Origin of the sequence: Tangfeifania diversioriginum (genome assembly GCF_900141875.1) — a bacterium.
Classification (GTDB): domain Bacteria; phylum Bacteroidota; class Bacteroidia; order Bacteroidales; family Prolixibacteraceae; genus Tangfeifania; species Tangfeifania diversioriginum.
In genome coordinates, this window is sequence record NZ_FQZE01000019.1 from 37451 (window position 1) to 57268 (window position 19818).

10 protein-coding genes are annotated in these 19818 nt (G+C 40.9%); all 10 read left to right on the plus strand.

What is annotated here, in order from left to right; all coding sequences use genetic code 11:
* Positions 1–124: 124 nt before the first annotated feature.
* Positions 125–703, plus strand: coding sequence for an RNA polymerase sigma factor (locus BUC07_RS12610; protein ID WP_073170009.1), 579 nt, complete (start codon positions 125–127; stop codon positions 701–703).
* A gap of 426 nt (positions 704–1129) precedes the next feature.
* Positions 1130–2362, plus strand: a complete 1233-nt coding sequence (locus tag BUC07_RS12615) for a FecR family protein (protein ID WP_073170012.1) — start codon at positions 1130–1132, stop codon at positions 2360–2362.
* 136 nt (positions 2363–2498) lie between these two features.
* The gene (locus BUC07_RS12620; protein ID WP_083578240.1) at positions 2499–5957 is read left to right on the plus strand and encodes a TonB-dependent receptor; all 3459 of its coding nucleotides are present in this window, start codon (positions 2499–2501) and stop codon (positions 5955–5957) included.
* Positions 5958–5962: 5 nt separating this feature from the next.
* On the plus strand, positions 5963–7888 hold the full coding sequence (locus BUC07_RS12625; RefSeq protein WP_073170016.1) for a RagB/SusD family nutrient uptake outer membrane protein: 1926 nt from the start codon (positions 5963–5965) through the stop codon (positions 7886–7888).
* Positions 7889–7918: 30 nt separating this feature from the next.
* Positions 7919–8995: a DUF5126 domain-containing protein gene (locus BUC07_RS12630; protein ID WP_073170018.1), complete on the plus strand. Its 1077-nt coding sequence runs from the start codon at positions 7919–7921 to the stop codon at positions 8993–8995.
* A gap of 399 nt (positions 8996–9394) precedes the next feature.
* Positions 9395–9982, plus strand: a complete 588-nt coding sequence (locus BUC07_RS12635) for an RNA polymerase sigma factor (RefSeq protein WP_073170020.1) — start codon at positions 9395–9397, stop codon at positions 9980–9982.
* A 163-nt stretch (positions 9983–10145) separates the two neighbouring features.
* Positions 10146–11210 (plus strand): FecR family protein, encoded by a 1065-nt coding sequence (locus BUC07_RS12640; protein ID WP_175552530.1) that lies wholly within the window; start codon positions 10146–10148, stop codon positions 11208–11210.
* Between the two features lie 149 nt (positions 11211–11359).
* Positions 11360–15142, plus strand: coding sequence for a TonB-dependent receptor (locus BUC07_RS12645; protein ID WP_073170024.1), 3783 nt, complete (start codon positions 11360–11362; stop codon positions 15140–15142).
* A 21-nt stretch (positions 15143–15163) separates the two neighbouring features.
* Complete coding sequence (locus BUC07_RS12650) at positions 15164–16771, plus strand: RagB/SusD family nutrient uptake outer membrane protein (protein WP_073170093.1); 1608 nt, start codon at positions 15164–15166, stop codon at positions 16769–16771.
* A 182-nt stretch (positions 16772–16953) separates the two neighbouring features.
* Entirely contained in the window at positions 16954–19812 is a 2859-nt protein-coding gene (locus tag BUC07_RS12655; protein WP_073170026.1) for a glycosyl hydrolase, read from the plus strand.
* Positions 19813–19818: the final 6 nt, after the last annotated feature.

Consider the following 19818-nt stretch of genomic DNA (forward strand, 5'->3'; position numbering starts at 1 on the left):
AATTTTTCTCATTGAATAGAATGGCAAAACAATTGTTATTTTTGCGCGGGGAATTGAAAAAATTTAGTTGCAGTTTTGCAGGCTGATTTGGTTTTTATAAGCCTGCCGGTTTTGGGTTTTTACTATGGTTTCTGATAAAAAAATTTGGGATGATTTTAGGAAGGGCGAGAAATCCGCTCTTTCCCAAATTTATCATCAGCATATTCAAATGCTCTTTCGCTACGGAAAAAAATTTACCCAGGACGATGATTTGATAAAAGATACGATTCAGGATTTGTTTATCGACCTTATTCGCACACGAAACAACCTTGGCGAAACCGATAATATTACTTTTTACCTGATGGTTTCATTCCGCCGCAAACTGGTTAAAAACTTGAAAAAGGTGAAACTCAATTCCGATCCGGTGGAGGAAGATGAGTTGACCACAGAAATTGTATATTCAGTCGAAGAGGAGTTAATTAAAAAAGAAAGCCTCACCCAAAGAGAAGAAAAAGTACGAAAAGCTTTGGCCGGGATTACGCCTAAACAGCGTGAGATCCTATACTATAAATTTTCCTGCGAGCTTGACTATGAGCAGATTTGCGAAATTATGGAATTGCAATACGACTCGGCCCGGAAACAGGTTTCACGTGCGCTCAAAGTAATGAAGAAAGCGTTGCTGGATTCCGGGGTATTTCTGTTCTTGTCAGCGTTATTTTTCTAACCTGTTTAATTCATGCGTTTAGTTTGATGTAGGTGCGAGGCGTCGGAACCCGCAGGCATAATTATCTATTTCAAGGGTTTCGCAACGAAGCAGATGCATTAAAATAAACGCACTTGTGAAAAATATTTTTTTTCACCGGTTTTACAAATCATTTATAAGCAGTATTTTACAAATTCAAAATATTTTTCATGAATTTAACAGGCTAAAAAGCACAAAATATTTGTCCACAATATCATTTATTTCGACTTATTAAAAATAACCGACGATAATCAACCGGTTTTTCATAGGATTAGTTTAGTTTGAAAAAAAGCGTTCCGTAAAGCGACTGGGGCGCTTTTTTAATTTTCTATTAAAAAATGTGAATTTATCTGTCCACATTTTTTAGTTGGGTGTCTTTTAAATAATAGTTAAGAACCGATAAACTAAATGAAATCAAAATTTGCTGAATACAGCACCGAACAACTCCTCGAAGAAAAATCCTTTATTGAATGGGTGTTGCTGGGCATGCACAACAGTGAATGGGAAAATTTTTTTGACGATCATCCCGAAATTCGCCCCCATGAAAAAGCCGCACGCGAAATCATACATTTACTTCAGGATAAATATGAAATTCTGGATGAAGTTTCTGTTCTGCAATTATGGAAAAGTATTGACAGTTTCGACAATATTCACAAACAAAAAATTAAAAAACTTACCATCAGGCGAAGGCTAAGCTGGGCTGCTTCAGTTTTGTTAATCGTTTCCCTCGGAACATTTGGTTTCCTGTATTTTAATGATTCCTGGCAAAATTACCGTTTTGCCTCGTCTGAAATTACCGAAAGTGATGAATCACGCATGGTACTTTCCAACGGGGAAGAAATTTCCCTTAAAGAAGACAATTCTACCATTGCAATGGACGAGGTTGCAGAGCAGGTAATTGTAAACGACAGCATTATCGATTTATCCCAAAAAATGGATGCCGGTAAGTCTGAGGCCAAAATGAACGAAGTGGTTATTCCATACGGAAAAAAATCGGAATTGCTGCTGGCCGATGGCACTAAAGTATGGCTCAATGCCGGCAGTCGCCTGGCTTTCCCAACAAAATTCACAGGTAAAAAACGCGAAATATTTTTGGAAGGTGAAGCCTGTTTTCAGGTGGCACACAACAACGAAAAGCCATTTATAGTTAATGCGGGCGGCCTCGATATTAAAGTGCTGGGTACAAATTTTAATGTGTCGGCTTACCCCACAGAAAAAACGGTTGAAACAGTGCTTGTTGAAGGAAGTGTGGCAGTCAGCCGCTCGAAAGTTATTAAGCTGGGCAATAAGGAAACGATACTGAAACCGAACCAAAAAGCAAGTTTCCACAAAGAAAACAATGAAATGACTTTAACCGATGAAACCGATGTGGATTTGTATATTGCCTGGACCTATGGCTGGCTCAGGTACGAAAGAGAAAGCCTGGAGTCGGTTTTGCGAAAAGTGGAACGATACTATAATGTGGAGATTGAATTACCGGCAGCTTACCCGAGCGACGATAAAATTTCAGGAAAACTCGATTTGGAAAATTCGCTGCCAACAGTTATGGGATTTTTGTCTGATGCATCGGGATTTAATTATCGCATAACAGGCAATAAAGTATTAATTGATGAACGACTTGAAAAATTACCAACACGATAGAATAGAATATAATAACATAGAAAACCGGAAGGTTCTGATTGCCCTGTAAGATTGATTGGCGTCGCCTTACAGGACCAACCTGCCGGTTTTCATTTAAATAAAAACAATAAATGTTTAATCTAAACTCTTTAAAAGTATGAAGAAAAAGCGAAAATTGTGGTACTTCTCGAGGGGAAGTTTATCAAAAATCTTACTGAAAATGAAACTAATGACTTTCCTGGTGTTGCTGGGATTGGTTGGATCTGCTGCCGACAGCTATTCGCAGGCGGCAAAATTCAACCTGAAAATGCACAATGCGACTGTGCTGGAGGTATTTCAGCAAATTGAGGAAAACAGTGAATTTATTTTGTTGTATAACGAAAAGTGGGTGGATGTGAACCGCCGCGTTGATGTCCAGGTAAAAAACGAAACGGTTAAGGAAGTTTTAGACCAGACTTTTAAAGGAACCCAAAATGTCTATAAAATTTATGACAGGCAGATTGTTGTTTTAAAAGATGATAAAACTGAAGTACCGGTTGATGTTCGAAACCAAATTAATGAAAGCCGGAACTTAAATTCAGGAGCAGCGCAGCAGCAAAAAGCTGTGGCTGGTGTAATTACCGATGAATCGGGGCATCCGCTTCCGGGAGTGACCGTGCTTGAAAAAGGAACTACCAACGGAACAGTAACCAATACCGACGGTGAATATTCATTGAATATTTCTGCAAGCTCAGATACACTGCAGTTCTCGTTTATTGGTATGCAAACCATGATTGTACCGGTAGATGACCGAACAGTTATCAATATTGTAATGCAGCAGGAAACCGAAGGGTTGGAAGAAGTTGTTGTAATTGGTTACGGTACACAGCGTAAAGGAAGTGTTATTGGTTCGGTTGACCGCATTGAAACCCAGCAGTTGAAACAACCCACACGTACCATCAGTACTTCGCTGGCCGGACGTTTGGCAGGTGTTGTTTCGGTACAGGGCTCAGGCGAGCCGGGTTACGATGGTGCCGATTTCTGGATTAGGGGGGTGAACACTTTTACCGGAAATACCAGCCCGCTGATTTTGGTTGACGGTGTGGAACGTGACCTCGATAACGTGGACCCGGAAGAAATTACCGACTTTACCATTTTGAAAGATGCAACCGCTACTGCTGTTTACGGTGTGCGCGGTGCAAACGGTGTGGTACTTATTACCACCAAAAAAGGATCGATTGGCGAACCGGATATTAACCTGCGTATGGAAAACAGCTTTTCCGACCCGTTGGAATTACCCGATTTTGTTGACGGCACCACATACATGACCATGCAAAATGAAGCCCTTGGAAATAACGGGAAAAACCCGCTTTATTCCCAGGAAACAATTCAACGTACCGAGAGTGGGTTCGACCCCAATTACTACCCCGATGTAAACTGGCTCGACGAGTTAATCGACCACTGGACACCAACCCAGCGCGTTACACTTAACGTGTCGGGCGGTAGCGAAAAAGTACGTTACTTTGTTTCAGGGGCGTTCTTAAACCAGAGTGGTATGTGGAAAAGTTTTGGAGGAACCAGCTATAACAACAATGTGAATGTGAAGCGTTATAACTTCCGCGCAAACGTGGATATGAACATCACCTCAACTACCATCCTGGGAGTTAATCTTGCAGCTATTCTCGAAGACCGTAATTATCCCGGGGAATCATCAGGTACAATTTTTAGCTGGGTGCTTCAAACCCCGCCAACCTGGTTTCCGATGACTTATCCTGACGAATCAAAAGTTCCGGGATACCCCTACGGAATGGCACGCAACCCATACCAGTTGCTGGCACGTTCAGGATTTTCAACCGAAAATCACTCAACTGTTCAGTCCAATTTTAATATTTCACAGGAGCTCGATTTTATTACCGAAGGCTTGTCGGCAAGAGGATTATTTGCTTTTGACTCCTATACTAGGGCCAATATTACCCGCTCGATGCAGCCAAGGCCATATCTGATTATTCCTTATGGCTTTGACGAGGAAGGGAATCCTATTTTGCAAAACGAAGAAGGGGAATATAATTACCAGGATCAGGAGCCAAACAGTACCAGCTATCACAATTATCTTACCCGTGACGTTGAAGCACCATACACCGACCGTTCGTTGTACATTGAGGCTACACTCAACTATAACCGCCGGTTTGGCCAGCACGATGTTGGAGGGCTGCTGCTTTATAACCAAAGCGACAAGACCTTCCCCTCACTGGGTGGAATCTACGAATCGGTTCCACAACGCCACCAGGGGTTAACCGGAAGGGTGAACTATGCATTTAACCAAAAATATTTTGGTGAATTCAACTTCGGATACAACGGTTCCGAAAACTTCGCCCCAGGGAAACGTTACGGTTTCTTTCCTTCAGCTGCTGTGGGATGGGTTCCAACCGAAGAATCATTTACCGACTTCATGAAACCGGTAATCGACTACATGAAAATCAGGCTCTCGCATGGTTATGTGGGTAACGACGGGCTGAATTCGCGTTTTGTTTACCTTACAAGAGTTGAAGGAACCAGCACCAATGTTGGCTTTGGTACCAACAACGGTTACGGTTACGGAGCAGGTTCGGGTATCAATATTACCTATTATGGTAACCCCGATGCTACCTGGGAGCGGGCTGCAAAAACCGACCTCGGCCTCGAGGTTCATTTCCTCGATAACTTTGTGCTTCAGGCAGATGGTTTTTACGAAAAAAGAGACAACATTTGGGTTCAGCTTTCACGTGTCCCCGATATCTTTGGATTTAGCACAAAACCTTATGCCAATGCCGGTGAAATGGAAAATATGGGGGTAGATGCCTTCCTGGAATATTCTAAACCTATAAACGACGATTTAAGTATAAACTTTAAAGGAACGTTTACCTTCTCGCAGAATAATATTCTGGCCAACGGCGAAGAAAAGAAAAAATACGAATACCAGTCGGCAATTGGCCAGCCGTTTGGACGCGAGATGGGTTACATTGCCGAAGGCCTTTTTGTGGACCAGGCTGAAATTAACAACAGTCCGAGCCAGGTGAGTATAGGTGGCGAAAGTAAACCCGGCGACATCAAATATAAAGATGTGAACGACGATGGCATTGTTGACCAGTTTGACCGTGTTTACATGGGGCATCCTACCATCCCGGAAATGACCTACGGTTTTGGTTCAAATATTTTCTTTAAAGATTTCGACTTCTCTTTACTGTTCCAGGGAGCAGCAAGGGTTTCGTTTTTTGCCAACCCGAAAGCATTTCCTGAAGAGGACCGTGGTAATGTGCTTACGGTTATTGCCGACAGCTACTGGAGCGAAGAAACGCAGGATTTGGATGCTGAATTCCCACGCTTGGGAATCGGTCAGCAAACAAAAAACTATACCAATTCCAGCTGGTGGCTGCGTAACGGAAGTTACCTGCGCCTGAAACAAATCGAATTAGGTTACTCCCTGCCAAAACTGGCGCTGGGAAAATACAATATCGACAATGCACGTATTTATGTGAATGGGTTAAATCTGTTTACCTATTCACCTTTTAAATGGTGGGATCCCGAATCAAAAAGTTCAACCGGAATGTATTACCCCATCCAAAAAGTTATTAATGCAGGTGTTGAAATTAAATTTTAAGGACTATGAAGTTATTTAGAAAGAATATCACAAAAATTACCGCTCTGTTTACCCTGCTATTTGTTTGGGGAAGCTGTTCCGACTATTTGGATCAGGTACCGGAAGAAAAACTGAGCGAGGCCAACCTGTTTGAGTCGAAAGACGATGTGATTAAAGTACTCACGCAGGCCTATTCATATCATTATTCAACAATTGAATTTAGAGATAACCCGGGTTTGGCTGCCGACGAAGCCGATTTTAACTGGAGTAACTATGCCCCTCACGATAAAGACAACGGGCAGTACAGCCAGTCTGATCCAATTTATAACCACTGGGGAAATTTTTACAAACAAATTCGTACCATCCAGTACTTTTTGGCCAGGCTCGACGAATGCCAGGATGAAAAACTGACCGACGATGAACGCAGCTGGTGGAGAGGAGAGGCTTATTTCCTGGAAGCGTATTACTATTTTTTACTTCTGCAGGAATATGGCCCGGTGCCAATTATAGATCAGGTTTACGACGGTAATGCCCTGACCGAACTTATGGATGAAGGTGTTCCGCGCTCAAGTTTCGATGAAAATGTGGAATATATTGATAGCTTACTTGTAAAAGCTATTGAGCATCTCGACCTCTTTTACACCACTTCATCAACCGAACGTGCCGCACGCGCAAGCAAGGCTTCGGCATGGTTTCTGCGCTCAAGGCTGTGGCTTTATGCTGCCAGTCCGCTCTATAACGGAATGACTGCTCCCGATGGCCAAAGCTACCAGCACCTTATGCCTCAGGATGACGAAGGAAACAACCTGATAAGTACCACTTTCAGTAATGAAAAGTGGAAAAAAGCGATGGAAATTACCGCAGAGGCTATTCAGGTGAATAACTCAGCTGATCGGGGACTTTACAAACCCGGCGTTACAAGCAGTGTGGAAAATGGTTACGAAGCCTACTGGAATGTATTTAACTATGCACGTGGCGGGCATCCAAGTACTGAAAATGTGTTTTACAAACAAAACTTTTCAACTGGTGATATCAGAATGCACTCACTGCCCATTTCATGGAGCGGATACACCGGCGTTTGTCCTACAATTGAGCACGTGAACGAATATTTCATGGCCAATGGGTTAATGCCCGAAGATGATGAAGGATACCAGGAAGCCGAAGGTTTTGAAACGTATGAGAAAAGCGGTAACACCATCCGCCTGTACAAAAAGTATATGAAACGTGATCCGCGGTTTTATACCAATATCCTGTTCCCGGGACAATACTCCTACGCCGTACTGGGTAATGAAGTGGAGAGTTTTGATACCCGCTGGGCATTCAATACTACTTCAAACTGGACCGATTATATCTGGTTCCGTCCCTTCTTTGAGGGCCCCGATGGGTATGCAAGCAAAACCGGCCGCGACTTTTCAACCACCGGAATGCTGGCTATTAAATTTGTTGGTAAAACCGATAATAAAACCAGTAAAGGCGATTATGCGGTGAATATTTTCAGGTACGCTGAGTTGCTCTTGAATTATACTGAAGCTGCATTTGAGTATTATGCCAATTCAGGCTCGAATCCATTAAACCAGGAAGAAGTGTTTACTTACTGGGATGAACTGCGCGAACGCGTTCAGGTTCCTGATGTACGTTCAGCTTATGCTGAAGCCGGAATTCCGCTCACTACTGAAAAACTCAGGGAATTGATTCACCGCGAACGCTATGTGGAACTTGCTTTCGAAGGACACCGTTATTTCGATAACCGCAGGTGGCTCGTTGCTGAAAAGGAAGGCGGCGACAAGCACGGTTTCGATATTTATAAAAACGAAGGTGAAGGATTCTGGAATGAAGACTACGTTTTTGAAACCCGCGTGTGGGACGATAAAATGTACTTTATGCCAATTCCGCAAGCTGAAATTGACAAAAACCCAAGGTTAACCCAGAATGCTTTATGGGGGGCTGAATAATTATTTTTTTGAATTTAAAGATTTTATACAATGAATAGACTAGTATATTTTACAGGAATTGTACTAATATTATTTTTAGCTGCCTGCGAAAAAGATGACAGTACCGGCATTCCGCCCGATCCGGTTTCTGATGTGGAAGTTAACGCGGGCTACGGCGAGGTAATGCTAACTTGGACCAATCCTTCAACCGAAGGGTTCTACTACGTGGATATTAATTTCACCGACTCAAAAGGGACGGAACGCAGCGAAAAGGTAAGTCATTATGCAAGTGGCGATACCATTCCCGGGTTTGCGAATACTGATACCTATGATTTTACCTTAACTGCTTACAATTATTCCGGTCAGCCTTCTGATCCGGTAAGTGTTTCGGTAAATCCGCTCCAGCCTCCGTTTTCAATTGTAAGCAGTACCATCGACATGGTTCCCGATTTTGGCGGTGCCATTGTTTCATGGGAAAACGAAACCGGAAAACCTGTATCGGTAAACGTAACTTATAAAGGAAACGAGGGAGAAAAGGTTTCTTCCACATTTTCGTCTGACGAAGACGCGCAGGGATACATTTCCGGACTCAATGCAAACGAACGTACTTTTGAAGTGGTGGTAACCGATGAGGCAGACAACAGTTCGGAACCGCAAAGTTTTGTTATTACTCCTTTGGCTGAACAGATGATCGATAAATCCCAATGGTCGGTTGTTGATTTCAGTACCGAAGAGCCCAACGAAGGCGGAAATCCAAACGGACTGGTCAGGGCCGCTTTCGATGGTGACTATTCCACTTTCTGGCATACCCAGTGGGCAGGCGGCTCGCCGGGTTACCCGCACTATTTCGTGATTGACATGGGGCAGGAAGTTACTATCAGTCGTTTTGAAACAGTCCGCCGACAGGGTGACGACAGGGGACAAACGCAAATCCAGTTCCTTACCAGCCTCGATGGCGAAACCTGGGAAGACTTTGGATTACTTGAAGTTGACAGCTCAACTGACGATCCGCAAAGTTACCGGTTGACCTCGAATCCAAAAGCCAGGTATTTCAAATACGTGGCCACCGAAGGTCCCAATTTCTTTGCATTCCTGGGGGAAATAACCGTTTACGGTTCACTCGAATAGCTATGAGTTTAGTTTAGTTAGTTAAATAATAGAGTTGTTAATTGACAACTTATTATCTTGAAAGCCGGTTTCATTTTTTTTAAATGCAAACCGGCTTTTTTTATTAACATGGTTGAGTACGTTTTGCGGAGTTGCCTTTTTCTCTTTTTGTGAACTTTCGTGTTTTTGCCATTGGCATTGCGCTCCGTGGGTGGCTAAAAAATATTGCCACTAAAACACAAAAGCACAAAATATGAATGATTTAAAAGGAGGAATAAAAATAAATAATTTCTGTAACTATATATAATATAACTTATCTAAGATTGATTTTGTAGTTATCTTTTTGTTCGTCTTCTTTTATATCTCATAAATTTATACTTTTGAGCATGATAAAATTGGACTAAACAATAATTTATTTCTTTGAAAGTAACGAAATCAGACAAAGAACTGCTCCTACTATTGCAAAAAGACGACAGAGTTGCTTTTTATAATATTTATGAGCGGTACAGCAAAAGGTTGTATTGGTTTGTTTTACAATATGTGAAACTTGATGCGGATGCAGAGGAAATTGTTCAGGAGGTCTTCCTTAAAATATGGGAAAAGAGGAAAACAATTGATGTATTTTCATCCTTTAAATCATTCCTCTTTACTGTTGCCTACAATGCAACAATTAGTCTTTTACGAAAAAGAGTCACCGAAAATAAATACCTGGATCATCTTCAATCTATCCAGAAGGCCACCCAAACTACCGATTCTACTGATGAGCTTTATTTCAATGAATTAAATGATAAACTGAAATCATTGCTAAATGAATTAAGCCCCCGGCAAAAAGAAATATATTTACTGAGCAGGGAAGAAGGGCTCACGCATGAACAAATTTCAAAAAAGTTGAATGTTTCAGTCAATACGGTAAAAAAGCACATGTCAAATACAGTTTCTTTCTTAAAATTGCACCTGAATAACGGTTTGTTTATCAGTGTGTTATTCATTTATCTTTTCGTTTTATAAAAAGTATTTGTTTTTTTTATACTCCCTGGAAATAGTTTACGCGTATAACTTATGTAAAAGAATAGAACACTTATCTAATTTCATAGATTAGATAGTTTTGGTTTAGTTAGGTTAATTAGTAATTATGCCTCCCGGATTTTCGGGAGGCATATTGAATTTGAAAATGACAGAAGATTTATATATAAAATTTTTAAATAATGAGTGCACAACGGAAGAGTTGAAACTTATTATTCAATGGATTAAATCCGAGGCTTTAGGTGAAGAAAGCAAAAAATGGGGATTTGAAAACTGGAAATCTTTCGATGAAGGAAACATTCCCGGCAACGACAAAAAGTTCATAGAACTGTTTGATAAAATTCAAAATAAAATTGACAAAGAATCTGACAAAGAAAGAAAATTTCAAAACAGAAAATCAGGTTGGTTTACCTGGATGACGCGGGCAGCAGCCATCCTGTTTGTCCCGTTGTTATCATTTTTTTTATACACGGTGTCCCAAAAAGATTTTTTATCAACTGAATATACACAGCTTTCGGTCGATTCCATGGAGGTAATTTCTCCTGTGGGGTCCAGAACTGTTTTACAATTATCAGATGGTACTGAAGTGCATTTGAATTATGGTAGTAAACTGAAATATCCTCAAACTTTTACAGGAGATACAAGGGAAGTTACATTGGTAGGCGAAGGTTATTTTGATGTAGCCCATAACCCGGATAAACCTTTTATTGTAAAAACCAAAAAATTAAATATTAAGGTATTGGGTACAGAATTCAATGTGCTGGGTTACACCGATGTTGATGTTGTTCAAACCACACTCGTTAAGGGCAAAGTAGTGTTGGAAAAAAAATTACCGGAGGGGCAGAATAAAACCTTAGGCACACTGGTTCCCGGCCAACATGTTAGTTACAATACACAAACCGGTAATATTAAAAGTACCAAAGGAAATGTTGAAAAATATATTGCCTGGAAAGAGGGTAAAATGGTATTTGATGAGACACCCATTACCGAAGTTGCACAGCAGTTAAAAAGAAAATACAACGTTGACATACAGGTAAAGGATGATATTAAAGACTATACTTATACAGTAACATTCTTGGATGAACCGCTCATGCAAATCCTTGATTTAATGACCATAGCTACACCGGTGAATTACAAAGTACTGCCCCGCAAAAAACTACCGGACGGAACTTTTTCAAAGCAAAAAATAATTATCAAAAGAAAAGATGAATAAAGGATAATTTAATTAAAAAAACTTTGCCTATGTAAGATAAACGAGAATTAAAACAACAGGGAAATGCGCCAACATCTCCCTGACTGATTTGAATTATTCATCCTGTAGTTTATGGTACAGGACAATGTTAAACTAATCAATACAAAAGTATGAAAAAAGTTACTGAATTGGATGGGTATTTAAAAATACCCGGAAGTAAAAAAATTATTCGAGTTATGAAAATCACTGGCCTTTTACTTATGCTATCTGTGGTTAGTGTTTTTGCCAGTAAAAGCTACTCACAGACAAAATTACTTAACCTTAGAGCCGATAATGCCACGGTGAAAGATGTCCTTGCAAAAATTGAGGACCAAAGCGAATTTTATTTTATGTACAGCAGTAAAGTAATTAATGCTGACAGAGAAGTATCCGTCGATATCGAAGACCAGAAAATCGATGTTGCGCTGAAGCAATTGTTTGCCGGAACTGATGTGGATTATACCATCCGCGACCGCATTATTGTATTAACCACCCCCGAAGTCTTCCATCCGGAAACGCGTGCAGCCTTTCAGCAAAAAGCTGTTTCCGGAACCGTTACAGACGATACAGGACAACCGTTACCAGGGGTAACTGTGATTGTAAAAGGAACTACGCAGGGAACTGTGACCAATGCCGATGGGAACTATTCACTGTCCGATATCCCCGACGATGTTACCTTGCAATTTTCGTTTGTAGGAATGCGAACACAGGAAATTGAAGTTGGAGATAGGAGTATAATTAATGTAACAATGAGTTACGAAGCAATTGGTATTGAAGAGGTGGTGGCCGTTGCCTATGGTACAATGAAAAAGAAAGACCTGACAGGATCTATTTCTACCATTAGCAACGACCTTATTGAAACTCAGGCCAATTCTACTGTAACAAGAGCCCTGGAGGGAGCTGTTCCCGGTATCCAGGTGTCTGCAATTGACGGACAACCCGGTTTGGATATGGGCATCCGTGTTCGTGGTTTAGGATCAACCACACAGAATAATTCAAATGCTTTGATTGTAATTGATGGGGTTCCGGCCCAAGGCGATAATCCTTTGTCAACCATTAACCCGAAGGATATTGCCAGTGTTACTGTATTAAAAGATGCTGCCTCAACTGCATTGTATGGTTCTCGGGGATCTAACGGTGTTGTTTTGGTTACTACCAAAAGTGGTAAAAAAGGAAAAACAAATATTTCTTTCCAGGGACGTTGGGGTGTCAACCAGATTGGCCCATATAAGTATGACAAAATGGATAATCCTGCCGATATTTATGAATATGCATGGATGGGTATTTATAATGATGTCCGGTATGGGGTGGATGAATCAAATCATACAACAGGTTTTCAGAATCCCAGCACAACACATGATGAAGCTGCTACTTTTGCCAGTCAACACCTGTTTGACTATATTGGTTCAACCTCTGAATTTGAACGTAACCAATTAGGTAATTGGCTACTATACGACGTGCCGGGAGCAATTTATACAAGTTCAGGAACTGGCTCCTCTTCCAGTGCTACCATGTCGGGGGCATACCTGATAAATCCTGATGGCAAGCTTAATCCTGATGCAAGATTGCTGTACAACGATAATTATGACAAATATTTATTGCAAAATGCTCTTCGTCAAGAGTATAACTTGTCGGCCAGCGGAGGTTCTGACAAAATGGATTATTACCTTTCGTTAGGTTATTTGGAAGACCCGTCTTATATCCGTGGTTCTCAATTCCACCGTTACAACGGACGCGCCAAAGTTGATGCCCAATTGTTCGACTGGTTAAAGGCCGGAACCAATGTGGCTTATTCATGGCGTGAAACACAGTCACCAGCAACCCGTTATGGCCGTAATCCCGGATCAGCGGTAGCCAATCCTTTTCGGTTTATAAACGGGCAGAACCAGTTGAAGCAGTTGTATGCTCGTGATGAAAGCGGTAATTACATTTATGAAGACGGTGAAAAAGTCAGGCATGTAAATGCAGGTGATTCATATTCTCCCCTGGGGAATACAGCAGCTGCACTTGCTACAACCGATCTTATTTATATGTTGGATAACGATAAAGATATTACCGAATCAAGCGACATCATTACCCGTTCGTATTTCGACGTTCAATTAACAAAAGATCTGACCTTTACCTCTAATTTAGGATTAGAAAAATATCACAGCGTGCGTTCACGTTACTGGAATGGTATTTCAGGTCAGGCAACTGGTACGAATGGCGCTTTAGGCAAATATTTTACGAATACCTCTGTTATTAATACTCAGCAGTTGGTGAAGTACAATCATGATTGGGGAAAAAATCATGTTGATGCCTTATTGGGGCATGAATTTAATAAATATAATTATGAACAGCTGAGGTACAAAACAGCTTATGGTTTAATAGGTGATGATGATTCGTATGCAAACTTTGTTGGACGTTACGTGGGGGGAACCTTTTCAAATCCCGGTGGAACGGAATATGCAAATGCGATGCAAAGTTTCCTGGCACGTGCAAACTATGAGTATGATAACAAATATTATCTCCAGGCATCACTTCGTCACGATGGCTCTTCAAAATTTAAAAATGTTGAAGATCGCTGGGGAACCTTTGGTTCTTTGGGTGTAGGTTGGAGAATCTCCCGCGAAGGTTTTATGGAATCAACACAATCGTGGTTAGATAATTTAAAACTTCGTGCAAGTGCAGGTGTTATTGGTAACCAAAATGGGGTATCCAATTATGCGAATTACCGGACATGGTCTTATGGCGCTACTTATACAGAATCAACAAGCGGAACAGGGGTTCCTGCCAGTTACAGATTAACACAGGGAGGTGTAAAACCAAACATAACCTGGGAAAAATCAAGAGTAATTGACATTGGTCTTGAATATGGATTGTTGAATTTTATTCATGGTACATTCGATTATTTTGATAAATATACCTACGATGGACTTTGGGCTAAACCAATTGCTACTTCTTTAGGCCAGTCTTCAATACAAACCAATGATGCTGAATTGAGCAATAAAGGGTTTGAGATGGAATTGACATTGGATTTAATTAAAAACAGAGACTGGTTCTGGTCAGTAACTTTAAACGGCACCCATTATACTACTATTTTAAAAGATATTCCTGACGGTGTGGCTTCAGATGAGTTGGATGGAAACTTTATTCAAAGTGCTGATGCATGGAGTATGGCAGGAGCTGGTGGTTCTTCCGGCGGCGAGTTTCTGAGAGGTGTAGATAAACCCTATTACAATATTTACATTTACGAGTATGCGGGTGTTGATAAAAACACAGGACTTCCTTTGTTTAACCATAGGGTTAGCAGCGATGATCATGCGGATGGTTTATATTCAAATTATAACGTAGGCGATAGAGTGGCAACAACTGATTATTCTCAAGCCGATAAGTTCGAAAAAGGTTCTGCTATTCCTGACTGGATTGGCGGTTTCAGTACTACTCTCAAATACAAAAACTTTGATTTTTCAGGTGTGATTGCCTATCAGTTAGGTGGGAAATTTTTTAGCAACGAATATGCCTATAACTTATATCACCATAGTGTGATGGGTAGTGCTATTTCTGGAGATGTAATTGATAATACCTTTACTGAAGATAATCCGGATGCCAAATTCCCAATGGTATTCTATGGTGCAAGTAAATACACCAGTGGATCAGAAATCGGAAGTTGGGCTTATACTGACATGGCATTATTTAGTGCTTCGTATATGAACCTGAAAAATATAACCTTAGGATATAATTTGCCCGAATCATTTTTAAGAAAGTACAGGTTGAGTAATATGAGAATTTATGTTTCGGCTGATAACTTAATGATGCTAAGTGCTCAATCAGGTATTGATCCACGCATGTCGTTAGTTGGTGGGTTTGGAGTAGGGGCTTATTCTTATCCATCTATGCGTACGATCTCGTTTGGAGTTAACCTTGATTTATAAATCGTAAAAATGAATAATATTATGAAAAAATATATAATTGGAATTCTATTCTTGACAGGGACGCTATTTATGTGGTCTTGTGATTTAGGCTATGAACCTTTGAGTGCTACAACAGATGAAGAGGTTCAGGAATTGCTTGCATCCGGTGATGATGAGACGATAGATTTGATATTGGGGAGCATGGCAAATGCAATGCCTAACTATTTTAATGCCAGTGGTTTAACGGGGGCTGGTGGAGCGGACGGACGTTATCGTAGCTGCCAGGGATTGGATTATATGCGTTGTTTGGAAGCAAATGATATTGTTTTTGGAGATATCGCATCTATTTCAATTTTTGGTGCCGATGAGTATAAATTTGCAGATTTTATCTCGCAGTCGGTTGACAAAAATGAGTATTATTGGATACACATGTGGCAACTGGTTACCAATGCAAACAAAATGTTGTATTACCTGGATGACGAAACCATCGAAAGTAATCTGACCCTGAAAAAGTACAAAGCATATGGCTTGGTAGTACGTGCATACGCATACAACTATCTGATGGAAAATTACCAGGAATCTTACCTGCAAGGGGGAAAAGATAAATTAGGTTTGATGATTTATGATACTTATGATCCCACCCAGGACTATAAAGCACGTTCCTCATCAACTGAAACATATGAATTTATAGTTTCTGATTTAGAAGATGCCATTAATTTATTAAATGAATATTATAACAATTCCGGAGAATCTGGATACACTGCAGACATTACGGACATCGATCTGGGAGTTGCCCAGTTTATTTTGGCCAGGGTGAAATTAGTTATTGGAGAATGGGATGATGTCGTTGGTCTTTGTGATGCTATTTTAGCTAATTATTCTGATTTTATCGCTGAGGAATATTACGGTGGAGCCAATAAAGGATTTGAAATACGCCCGGAAGAGAATGCTTTCTTGTATAATGAAGTAAATCCTGAAGTTATCCTTGGTTTCCCGAATGGAACAGCACTTACAACCCATACTTCATGGACCAACCCGTTTGGTGAAAGCTCTGGTGGAGAAAGCGGAGGCTATGCCCGTATCGACAACCGGTTGTTTGAAAAAATTGCTGCTGCTGATTATCGCCAGGATTGTTTTTTGGATACCATGATTGTTGATTATACCTATCCAACCAATGGTACGCAGGATAACATCCCTACCTATACCAATCTTAAATTTGCTGCAACCTATGGTATTGGTTCTGATGATAAGACACAAGTTGGAAGTTCCGAATGTAATTATATGCGTTCGTCGGAGGTATTACTCATGAAAGCTGAAGCACATGCCCGGAATGGAAATGCTACCGATGCTAAAAATACATTAGATGTACTTTTGGCTGCCCGCACAAGAGCAGGTGCAACTCCATTAACATGCGATAATTATCCGAGTATGACCGGAATGTCAGCATTGGAAATGGTTCAATTACAGACACGCATTGAAATGTGGGGAGAAAAAGGTCTTGAATATTATAACAACAAACGTTGGAATGTTTCAGTTGATCGTAGTGGTTCTGACATTCACACAGTTAAAGCTGCATATGACGTTTCTGAGATGACTTGTGATATTCCTGATGTGGAAATGCTGTATAATCCTTTGTGCGAACAAAATTAGCCTGATTTTTCATAGGTCGTAGATCAAGTAAGGGCGGAGCCTTGTGCCCCGCCCGCTTTTTGAAATTGCTGAAAAGTTTGTTATTGATAAATGAGAGAAACGTAGCTTCTCTTATAAAATAATAGCAGCGAAACATCCTCATTTTAAATAAAGACGATCAATAAAATAGAAGAACTTTTTTTATGAAGCGAAGAACTTTTCTGATTCAAACAACCGTTTTTTCAGCAGGTTTGTTTGCTGTTAATTCTGTTCCTGCACTTGGAATGACAACAGGTAGCAAAAAGGGAAAAATAAATTTGTTTCAATCGTTTAAAGAGCCCGATTCAAAATATCACCCGTTTGTTCGCTGGTGGTGGAATGGCGATAAAATTGAAAAAGATGAATTAATCCGGGAGTTACGATTATTGAAGGAGGCCGGCATTGGCGGTGTTGAAATTAATCCCATCGAATTTCCATCTACAGGTGACGATTTGGGCAAAAAGTCGCTGACGTGGCTGAGCGACGAATGGCTGGATATGTTGCAGGTTACCTTTGCCGAAGCCAAAAAACTCGACATGACCTGCGATTTAATCGTAGGCTCGGGCTGGCCCTTTGGAGCCGAAACCCTGCCACGTGATGAACGGGCACAGGTGGCTATTATTTATGCCGAAACACTGGAGGGACCTACCGTTTTTGAAACATCACAATTCAATATTTTTGATACGGTAGATCCCGGTGTTAGCGTGCCGTCTCCAAGCCGTACACTTGAAATTCTTTCGCTGAAACTGGTTCCCGATCCGATGTCGGGACTGGAGCAGGTAATTGACCTTTCTGAAAAGCGAAACGATGAAATTATCAGGGTCAAAATTCCTGAAGGGAAACATGTTTTTTATGCACTTGTAAAAGTCGATTCGTTTGCCAGTGTAATCAATGGTGCCCCGGGCGCTGCCGGTCCTATTCTCGATCACATGGATAAAAAGGCTGTTCGGAAATACCTCGACCACATGTCGGATACCATTGAAAAAAGAACAGGGCCCTTATCAAATCACCTTAGGGCATTTTTTACTGATTCAATGGAGCTGGAAGGTTGCAACTGGTCGAAAGACATCATCGAAGAATTTGAAAAACGCCGGGGCTACAATATGATGCCCTACCTTCCGTTTACCATGTTCAAGGTTGGGCGTTTGGGCGGTGTTATCGACGATAAATATGGTGCAGAAAAAACGTCGGAGTTTAACGAGATTATAAAGCGGGTACGGTTCGATTTTGAACTTACGAAAGCCGAGTTGTTATACGAACGTTTCACCCAAACCTATTTACAGTGGTGTAAAGACCAGAACGTAAAATCAAGGGCGCAGGCTTATGGTCGTGGTTTCTTTCCATTAGAAACAAGCTTAGGTTACGATATCCCCGAAGGAGAATCGTGGACAACCAACTGGCTTAAACACCGGCCGGGCGAAGAAATGTCGGACGATGATTACCGCCGCGGCCGCGGATACACGATGATTAACAAATATGTTTCTTCCGCTGCCCACTTAACCGGTAAGCGCATGGTAAGCTGCGAGGAAATGACCAACACGTATAATGTGTTCAACATTACTCTGGAGCAACTTAAAATAGGCTCCGACATGAGTATTATGTCGGGTATCACTCACTCCATCTGGCACGGATTTAACTATTCACCACCCGATGCTCCGTTCCCCGGATGGGTGCAGTACGGTTCGTATTACAGCGAAAAAAACAACTGGTGGCCCTATTTTAAATATCTGAATGAATACAAAGCACGTCTTTCAGCCTTGTTGCAAAATGTGGATATGTACACCGACATGGCCATTTTGCCACCCAATTACGACATGTGGGGCGAAATGGGCGTTCAAACCGACCCTTTTCCCGAAAAATTAAATGTGCCTTATACGTCCATTATTTGGGAATCGATTAATAAAACCGGTGGCGCTGCCGATTATGTTACTGAAATAATAATTAACGACGCAGAAATAAAAAAAGGAAAGCTTTGTTACGGGGAAAAAGAGTACGGAACGCTTTTCTTGCCTGAAGTGAGCAGTATGTTCCCTTCTACATTGAAAAAACTGCTTGAATTTGTTTCTACTGGCGGACGTATTTTTTGTATCGAAAAATATCCTGAAAAATCGCTTGGATTAAGTAACTGGAAACAAAACGATAGAGAGGTTCGCGAATGGGTAGAAAAACTCAAAAGCTATCCCGACAGGTTCATTCTTATTAAAAAGCCGGAAGACAACCGTTTTCTGGAATGGTATGCTGAACTGATTCCAAAATACGATTTACCAAAATACCTTTCCATCGAAAAGCCCAACCGGTTTTTTATGCAAACCCGTTTTCAGGACGATGAAAAAAATGAAATTTTCTTTTTCCAGAATGTGCATAAACACAACAGTTATAAAACGACTGTTTCATTCTCAAAAGAAATTACCAAAGGGCGTTATCCCTGGATTTGGAATCCTGAAACCGGAGAAAGTTTCCGCATTGAGTTAGCGGGAGACAGTTTTGAGATAGATCTTGGTCCGGCCGAAACACGTATTCTTGTTTTTAATAAAGAAAAAAGAGGCCCCAAATGGAACCCAGTTCCTGTAACCGGGGAAAATGCTGAAACATTGAACAAGCATTGGGATGTTGAACTTCATCACAGCCGCGAGAAGTGGGTAAAAACATTCCGGATGAACGAACTTACCGATTTAAAAGATACCGATTATGTGAATTTTACGGGTACTGCTATTTATAAAAAAAGCCTGAATGTGAATATCAGAAACAGCACTTACTTAAATCTTGGAAAAGTTTGGGGTGTGGCTGAGCTTTTTGTGAATGGACAATCGCTTGGTGTAAAATGGTATGGCAACCGAATCTATAATTTAAATGATATTTTGAAAGAAGGGGTGAATGAAATAGAGCTGCATGTAACCACTTCAATGGGGAATTACATGAAAAACCTTACCGACAATGAAACTGCGCAAAAATTTACAGTAAAAGGAAGTAAGGATCAACCCATCCAATCAATGGGATTAATTGGTCCTGTAACATTGTATTAAACTATT